The 5,386-nt window shown below is 51.2% G+C and carries 6 protein-coding genes and 1 tRNA gene; all 7 read left to right on the forward strand.

Features of this window, described 5'->3' with window-relative positions; genetic code table 11:
- Window positions 1–1,082, forward strand: a 1,082-nt coding sequence (gene lepA / locus OEM52_13655) for a translation elongation factor 4 (protein ID MDK9701181.1), incomplete at its 5' end; no start/stop codon positions are given.
- Window positions 1,079–1,855 (forward strand): signal peptidase I, encoded by a 777-nt coding sequence (gene lepB / locus OEM52_13660; protein MDK9701182.1) that lies wholly within the window; start codon window positions 1,079–1,081, stop codon window positions 1,853–1,855. The genes lepA and lepB, both read left to right, overlap by 4 nt.
- A gap of 68 nt (window positions 1,856–1,923) precedes the next feature.
- Window positions 1,924–1,996 (forward strand) — tRNA-Trp (locus OEM52_13665).
- Window positions 1,997–2,140: 144 nt separating this feature from the next.
- Window positions 2,141–2,662 carry a GNAT family N-acetyltransferase gene (locus OEM52_13670; GenBank protein MDK9701183.1) on the forward strand — a complete coding sequence of 174 codons (522 nt, stop codon included), beginning with the start codon at window positions 2,141–2,143 and terminating at the stop codon, window positions 2,660–2,662.
- 381 nt (window positions 2,663–3,043) lie between these two features.
- Window positions 3,044–3,874: a transketolase gene (locus OEM52_13675; protein ID MDK9701184.1), complete on the forward strand. Its 831-nt coding sequence runs from the start codon at window positions 3,044–3,046 to the stop codon at window positions 3,872–3,874.
- Between the two features lie 100 nt (window positions 3,875–3,974).
- Window positions 3,975–4,916, forward strand: coding sequence for a transketolase family protein (locus tag OEM52_13680; protein MDK9701185.1), 942 nt, complete (start codon window positions 3,975–3,977; stop codon window positions 4,914–4,916).
- A gap of 125 nt (window positions 4,917–5,041) precedes the next feature.
- Window positions 5,042–5,386 (forward strand): hypothetical protein (locus tag OEM52_13685; GenBank protein MDK9701186.1); only part of this gene is annotated, 345 nt, incomplete at its 3' end.

Below are 5,386 nucleotides of genomic sequence, written 5' to 3' on the forward strand. Positions count from 1 at the left end.
GCACCATGCGGCTTGGACGTTTTCCTATCGATGAACTTACTCCTGGAATGGTCGGGTATCTCATCACTGGATCGAAAGAAGTCAAAGAAACCCGCGTTGGCGATACAATAACCCATCGCTATAATTCCTGCGAGAAAGCGTTACCCGGGTATCACGAACCGAAACCGATGGTGTTCGCCGGTCTCTATCCTACTGAAGCCGATTATTTCCAGGATCTGCGCGAATCGATTGACAAGTTGAAATTAAACGATGCATCGCTGTTTGTTGAGCCGGAATCGTCCGGTGTGTTGGGATTTGGTTTCCGCTGCGGGTTTCTTGGTCTCTTGCACATGGAGATTGTCACCGAGCGGCTCGAGCGTGAGTATAACCTTGATTTAATCACCACCGTTCCCTCTGTAGAGTACAAAGTGCATATCGGGACGGGGGAGGTGAAGGTTGTCGACAATCCAGCCCATTGGCCCAATCCCGGTAGCATCGACTTCATGGAAGAACCGTGGGTATCTGCCTCGACCATAGTCCCCGCCGAGTACATCGGGGCGATCATGAAATTGGCGATGGAACGCCGCGGTATTTACAAAACGACCGAGTTTCTCGCCTCCGACCGCGCGAAGCTAAACTTTGAATTCCCCCTCGCGGAGATAGTGTTTGACTTCTACGACCGCCTAAAATCGATTACCCGGGGATACGCAAGCTTCGATTATGAGTATAAGGATTATCGAGAATCGAAATTGACGAAACTCGATATCATGATTAACAACGAACCAGTCGACGGGTTGTCGATGATCGTATTTCATGAGAAGGCGTACGAGTGGGGACGACGCACCGTTGATAAGTTAAAGGAATTGATTCCGAGGCAGTTGTTTGTTGTTGCGATTCAAGCGGCAATCGGCGGAAAAGTAATCGCCCGGGCGACGGTTACGGCGATGCGAAAAGATGTAACGGCGAAGTGTTACGGCGGCGACATTACCCGGAAGCGAAAACTCCTCGAGAAGCAAAAGGAAGGTAAAAAGCGAATGAAGCAAATCGGATCGGTCGAGATTCCGAAAGAAGCTTTCATCGCAGTGCTCAAGGTGGATCAATGAGCGGACTACCGAATTCGGATTGGCAGAAAAAACTGGATGCATGGCGGACGAAAAATTTTGCGAAACTTGCAAAGCGTGGCGAGAAATCCCGCGCTCGACAATACTTCGAGACAATCGCTTCCATCGTATTGATGGTGTTCGTGATTCGCACCGGAGTTGCGGAAGCGTTTCGCATCCCATCGCAATCGATGGAACATACGCTCCTAATCGGCGATTTTCTCCTCGTCAATAAGTTCATTTACGGGATGAAGAGCCCCGACTGGATTGGCGTTCCCTTTACGCAATTCGGCGTCTCGCTCCCCTATTACCACATGCCGAAACTGCGCGATCCCGAGCAGGGCGATGTCCTTGTATTCAAGTATCCGCTCGATCCAGCATTGAATTACATCAAGCGTTGTATCGCAGTCGGCGGGCAAACGATTGAGTTGCGCGATAAACGAGTGTTTGTCGATGGGAAAGAGTACCCGTTACCGAAAGAAGGTTTTCTCTCCGACCGTCCGATGCGACCGAAAGGATTACTGGAGAACGGGATTATTCCCATCGGAGCAGGGAATGCCGATAACTACGGGCCGGTGAAAGTGCCGGAAGGAACCCTCTTTATGATGGGCGACAATCGCGATAACAGTGGCGACAGCCGGTATTGGGGTTTCCTTCCCGTGGAAAATGTCGTCGGAAAAGCGACTGTGATTTATCTCTCCGTCGACACTGAAACACCGTTTTACCGATTCTGGGAATTCATCCGTTGGCAACGCTTCCTCCGGTTGATTAATTGACGACCATCTGCTTGAAATTCGCGCGCTTGATTGTTGTAGAAAATCTTCGCATCTTATTTCATGGAAATGCGGCTGTAACGCAATTGGTAGCGTACCAGCTTCCAAAGCTGGGTGTTGCGGGTTCGAGCCCCGTCAGCCGCTCAAAAAACTTCGTGGCCGCGACTAAAGAGTAGTCGCGGTTTTCTTTTAACTTTCAACTTGTCTTCGCGAGAAACGCAGCATGCAACCTTGTGCGTGCGAAGTGACGTGGCGATCTTTCTACTATGATAAATGTGGATTCGATGCATGAAACTCAATGTGCGACAATACGCTGTTACCGACTTCCCAACCCTTGTCCCGATGGCACAGGAGATGCATTGCAACGAGGATGGAGTTTCCCACCTCACCCGCGAGCAATTCGCACTCACCATCGACTACTTCACGCAACATACCGATTGTGGAAAGGTGTTGACCCTCGAGTACGAGAATGAGATTTGTGGCTATGCGATTCTCGTATTCTATTGGAGCAACGATTGGAGCGGACAGCTCATTTACTTGGACGAGCTATTCATCGCCGCCGATTTTCGTAATCGCGGTTTGGGCGAACTATTCCTCAAGTGGCTGCGCAATGAGTATCGGGAAACGGCAGCAGCGCTCTTTCTTGAAACCACTCCCGATAAACCCCGCGCCGCTTCGCTCTACCAACGGTTCGGCTTCGTCCCCGCCGAGAATGCGTATTGGATGTATCCCTTCCGAATCATCAAATATCCCACTGACACCAGCGATGAATCAGTTGTACAGCATACGACTGCACCGGGCGTTGCTTAGTTGAGTATGTGACTTACACTCCGTTTTGTGGGTGGAGGTGGACTCCAAGTACTTCCTCAATAAAGTATATGAGTAATATCTGATTATTACTCTCCCGGCAAGGAAAAATTGAAAGACAAGTTGGTCAGGCAAGATTATCTAATCTACAACTTAGCTGAGATCATTATCTCCGATGAAGACATCCATTGGACAGCAATGCAGTGTTTGAAAAGATGAGCGATTCTTGTTTATTTTCCATTGGAGGCTGGGCACTCTTGCCCGACCAATGAAAGATTTGTTGGAGGTAAGGCAACCCCGAAGGGCTCACGGAACGTAATCTTGCCTGACGAATTTCACGTTAATTGGAGGTTGGGCAATCCTGCCTAACTATTTATTGGTTGAATGATGCAAAATACTCTCACCATCCGCCGTGACATCATTACGATGCTCACGTATGCTGGATCCGGGCACACTGGAGGATCGCTCTCCTGTGCCGATTTCGCTACGGTGCTCCTATTCGAGGAGCTCCGCCACGATCCCAAGAATCCCCAGTGGGAGGGGCGCGATCTCCTCTTCTACTCGAATGGACACGTCACCCCCGTCAACTACTCTTGTTTGGCGGAGGCGGGGTATTTTCCGCTCAAGGATCTCTTGCAGTTCCGGAAGCTCGAGGGGCATCTGCAAGGCCACCCGTGCCACGATACGCCCGGCATCGAAGTCGGCAGCGGTTCGTTGGGACAAGGGCTATCCATCGGCTGCGGCGCGGCAATCGCGGCAATACGGGAACAGTCCGACCGCCGGGTCTATGTAATCATGGGCGACGGCGAATTGCAGGAAGGGATGAATTGGGAAGCGATGATGTTCGCCGCCCACTACCAGCTCGATAACCTGTGCGCCATCGTCGACCGCAACTACAAGCAAATCGACGGCGATACCGAAGACATCATGGCATTAGAGCCACTCGTCGATAAATGGCGCGCCTTCAACTGGAATGTTCTCTCCGTCGACGGCCACGATCTTGATGCAATTCGCAACGGTTTCCAGCATGCGAAAGTCTGTAAAGGAAAACCGACGGTTCTGCTGATGCGCACAGTCATGGGGAAAGGGGTCTCCTTCATGGAAGGGACCCACAAATGGCACGGCATCGCCCCCAGCAAAGAGCAAGCGGAACAGGCGTTACGCGAATTGGGAACGACCTTGGACGAGTGGACGGAACGACTAAAGAATGGGTAATCGAAAGGTGTAAGGTGCAGGGTGTAAGGTTGAGGGTGATAAGAAAAGCAAATGCTACCTTTCACCATTCACCTTACACCATACACCCAATGGAGTAACGATGGCAGAAATGAAACCCACAAGATGGGGATATGGCGAAGCATTAGTCGATTTAGGCGAGAAGAACGACAAAATCTGGGCGTTAACCGGCGACCTTGCGGAATCGACGTACGTACACAAATTCCAAGCGAAATTTCCCGAGCGGTTCGTGCAAGTCGGCATCGCCGAGCAGAATATGTGCAATGTCGCCGCCGGGCTCGCGGTTGCCGGGAAAATTCCGTTCTGGACGACCTACGGCGCATTTGCCGCATGTCGTTCCCTCGATATGCTGCGGGTAACGGTCGCCTACTCGAATCTGAATGTAAAAATCGGCGGCGGACATAGCGGCTTGACCGTTGGGCCCGATGGTGCGACCCACCAGATTCTCGAAGACATTGCGATTATTCGCTCGCTCCCGAATATGAAAATGGTAATCCCCTGCGATTACCACGAAGCGTACAATGCGACTCTTGCGATTGCAGAGATCGATGGTCCCTGCTATATCCGGTTGGGACGTTCGCCGCAACCGATTCTCACCAGTCGTGACGATCCTTTTATCATCGGGAAAGCGACGACTCTGCGCGATGGGAACGACATTGCCATTATCGCCTGTGGCCAATTGGTGAGCGAAGCGATTCTTGCTCACGAGGAATTAGCGAAGCAAGGGATTCGTGCCCGGGTAATCAACATGCGCTCGGTGAAACCGATCGACGTGGAAGTGATCTTATCGGCGGCAAAGGAATGCGGAGCGATTGTCACGGCGGAAGAGCATCAAATCTACGGCGGCTTGGGGGCGGCAGTCGCACAGGAATGCGCATTAGGTGGCGTACCGGTGCCGATGGCGATGGTGGCGATGCAAGATCAATTCGGACGTTCCGGTTCACCGGAGGAGTTACTCACCCATTATGGTATGCGGGCAACCAACATCGTCGACAAAGTGAAATCACTCTTAAAGAAATCGTAAACTTCTCACAGGATTGAAGAAAGGCGTGCCGCTGGTGCGCCTTTTTTTTGCCGTATAACAATTTTCCTTTGTTGATACTTAGCAAGATGGTACCTTTCTAATACTTCTAAGGATGGGTGAGGATTATGATGCGGTTGATTGCACTGGGTTCACTTTTTGTTCTGCTATTCTTCCTTTCGGAATTCGCCTTCGCTACGGACAAACTTTCCTCTATCCAACGATCAACCACTCAATCAACATCACAACTCCCCTCTCCGTTCTTCTTCACCGAGAATCGGGGGCAATGGGATTCGCGCGTCCTCTATAAGTGTCAAGCGAAGAATGGTATGACTTGGTTCCTCGAACGCGATGGAATTACTCTCCTTGTGAGCAGGGAACAGGGGACAGGGAACGGGGAACAGGGGAAGCAACCCGTACGTCGGACATTCCTGTCCGACGACCTATACGAACGCGACCTACCCGAAATGTTG

The organism is bacterium (genome assembly GCA_030247525.1).
GTDB lineage: Bacteria > Electryoneota > JAOADG01 > JAOADG01 > JAOADG01 > JAOTSC01.

Excerpts from the sequence above, each read along its gene's own strand:
- lepB (MDK9701182.1), top strand. The coding sequence starts at position 1,079 with ATGAGCGGACTACCGAATTCGGATTGGCAGAAAAAACTGGATGCATGG.
- OEM52_13670 (MDK9701183.1), top strand. The coding sequence starts at position 2,141 with ATGAAACTCAATGTGCGACAATACGCTGTTACCGACTTCCCAACCCTT.
- OEM52_13675 (MDK9701184.1), top strand. The coding sequence starts at position 3,044 with ATGATGCAAAATACTCTCACCATCCGCCGTGACATCATTACGATGCTC.
- OEM52_13680 (MDK9701185.1), top strand. The coding sequence starts at position 3,975 with ATGGCAGAAATGAAACCCACAAGATGGGGATATGGCGAAGCATTAGTC.